We start from the raw sequence: 2,601 nt of genomic DNA, 5'->3' as shown, positions 1-2,601 counted from the left end.
CGGCCCCATGTCCGCGCTGAGCGTGACGTTGTGCACGCGACACGCCGGTGCGGGCGTGCACAACGTCACGCTCAGCGCGGAGGTGGGGTCAGCGGAAGTCGCGGGCCCGGTGCTTGGCCGGGAGGGCGGCGGCCGCGGCCGGGTAGAGCTCCTCGAGCCGGACGAGCTTCTCGGCGACGAGGTTGACCACGCCCTCCTCGGACACCTCGAGCATGCCGCGGACGACGACGGCCGCCGCCCCGCGGGCGACCCGCTGGTGACGCCTCCACACGTCGGGCGTCACGACGACGTTGAGCATGCCGGTCTCGTCCTCGAGGTTGAGGAAGGTGACGCCGCTCGCCGTGGCCGGCCGCTGGCGGTGGGTGATGAGTCCGCCGACGTGGACCCGGCGGCGCGGCTCGTGCCCGGCCAGCGCGGAGACGGCCAGCACGCCCTCGGACGTCAGCAGGGCCCGGACGTACGCCATCGGGTGCGTGTCGGGCGAGACGTGCGTGGCCCACAGGTCGGCGACGGTCAGCTCGGCCGGCGTCATGCCCGGCAGCATCGGCGCCTCGACCACCGTGGCCGTGCCCGGCAGCATGTCGGGGCTGTCGGTGTAGCCGGCGTTCCACAGCGCCTGGCGCCGGTCCAGCCCCAGGCTGTCGAACGCGCCCGCCGTGGCCAGCGACTCGACCTGGGCCGTGGTCAGCCCGGTGCGCCGCACGAGGTCGGGGATGGACGTGAACGGCTCGTCGCCGCGCGCCTCGACCACTCGGCGGGCGGCGTCCAGCCCGATGCCCTGCACCGCGTCCAGGCCCATGCGGACGGCGAACCCGCCGTCGCGCCGGTGCTCGGGGCGTCGGATCGGGGGTGCCGCGCACGAACGGCCCGGGCGTGGGCTGGAGGAACTCCAGGCATGCATCGCGTCCGCCGGCGACGCCCTCGGGGTCGGGCTCGAGGTCGGCCTGGGCCCGCGACCGGTTGACGTCCGGGCGCAGCACCCGCACCCCGTGGCGCCGGGCGTCGGCGACCAGCGACTGCGGCGAGTAGAACCCCATCGGCTGGTTGCGCAGCAGCCCGACCAGGAACGCGCCCGGGTAGTGCAGCTTGAGCCACGAGCTGGCGTACACGAGCACCGCGAAGCTCAGCGCGTGGCTCTCGGCGAAGCCGAAGTTCGCGAACGACTCGATGCGCTGGTAGAGGTTGTCGGCCTGCTCGCCGACGATGCCGTGGCGGGCCATGCCGTCGTAGAGCTTGTCCTTCAGCGTGCTGATGCGCTCGACGCCGCGCTTGGAGCCCATCGCCCGGCGCAGCAGGTCGGCCTCGGCGTGGGTGCAGTCGGCGATGGCGACGGCCATCTGCATGAGCTGCTCCTGGAACAGCGGGACGCCCAGCGTGCGCTCGAGCACCGGCTTGGTCAGCGGGTGCGGGTACTCCACCGGCTCCTTGCCCGTGGCGCGGCGGATGTAAGGGTGCACCGCGCCGCCCTGGATCGGCCCGGCGGATGAGCGCGATCTCGATGGCCAGGTCGTAGAACCGCCGCGGCAGCAGGCGGGGCAGGGTGCCGATCTGGGCCCGGCTCTCGACCTGGAAGACGCCGATCGAGTCCGCCCGGCACAGCATGTCGTAGGTGGCCGCCTCGTCGCGCGGCAGCGTCGCGAGCGTCCACTCCTCCCCCAGGTGCTCGGCCACGACCCGCATCGTGTGGTCCAGCGCCCCGAGCATGCCCAGGCCGAGCAGGTCGAACTTCACCAGGCCCATGTACGCGCAGGCGTCCTTGTCCCACTGCAGCACCGTGCGTCCGGGCATGCGGGCGCGCTCGATCGGGACAACCTCGCCGATCGGCTGGCGGGTCAGCACCATGCCGCCGGAATGGATGCCCAGGTGGCGCGGCTGGCCGAGCAGCTGACGGCCCAGGTCGAGCACCGGCGCCGGGATGCCGTGGCCCTCGTCGGGGTCGATCGTGCGCCAGCTGTCGACCTGCTTGCTCCAGGCGTCCTGCTGGCCCGGCGAGTAGCCCAGCGCCTTGGCCGCGTCGCGCACCGCCGAGCGCGGGCGGTAGCTGATGATGTTGGCCACCTGCGCGGCGTTGCGGCGTCCGTAGCGCTCGTAGACCCACTGGATGACCTCCTCGCGGCGGTCGGAGTCGAAGTCGACGTCGATGTCGGGGGCGTCGTCGCGGGTCTCGGACAGGAAGCGCTCGAACGGCAGCCCGTAGTGCACCGAGTCGACCGCGGTGATGCCGAGGGCGTAGCAGACCGCGGAGTTGGCCGACGAGCCCCGGCCCTGGCACAGGATGCCCTGCTCGCGGGCGTGCTTCACCAGGTCGTGGACGATGAGGAAGTAGCCCGGGAAGTCCTTGGCCTCGATGACCGCCAGCTCGCGCTCGATGCGCTCGGTGGCCCGCTCGCGGTCGTGGGCGTAGCGCAGCTCGATGCCCTCGGCGACGAGGTGGCGCAGCCAGGCCATCGCCGTCCAGCCCTCGGGGATGCCGTGCTGGGGCAGCTGCGGACTGGCCGCGCGCAGGTCGAAAGGCGAGCTCGTCGGCCAGCGGGACGGGTGCGGCGACGGCGTCGCGGTGGCGCGGCAGCCGGGCGAGCATCTCGGCGCCCGAGGCGCCAG

1 protein-coding gene and 1 pseudogene are annotated in these 2,601 nt (G+C 73.4%); both read right to left on the bottom strand.

Annotation, left to right across the window (positions count from 1 at the left end; genetic code table 11):
• Positions 1-88 precede the first annotated feature (88 nt).
• Positions 89-799 (bottom strand): helix-hairpin-helix domain-containing protein, encoded by a 711-nt coding sequence (locus AC2W7G_RS13470; RefSeq protein WP_485868888.1) that lies wholly within the window; start codon positions 797-799, stop codon positions 89-91.
• Between the two features lie 466 nt (positions 800-1,265).
• Positions 1,266-2,448: pseudogene (locus tag AC2W7G_RS13465) on the bottom strand (error-prone DNA polymerase family protein); the annotation flags it as partial.
• Positions 2,449-2,601: the final 153 nt, after the last annotated feature.

This window comes from Aeromicrobium sp. PFPM2_SD2 (assembly GCF_057364525.1).
This window is presented reverse-complemented; position numbering and strand designations above follow the sequence as displayed.

Bases quoted from the DNA above. Each gene is read 5' to 3' on its own strand.
- AC2W7G_RS13470 (WP_485868888.1), bottom strand. From the start codon at position 799: ATGGGCCTGGACGCGGTGCAGGGCATCGGGCTGGACGCCGCCCGCCGA.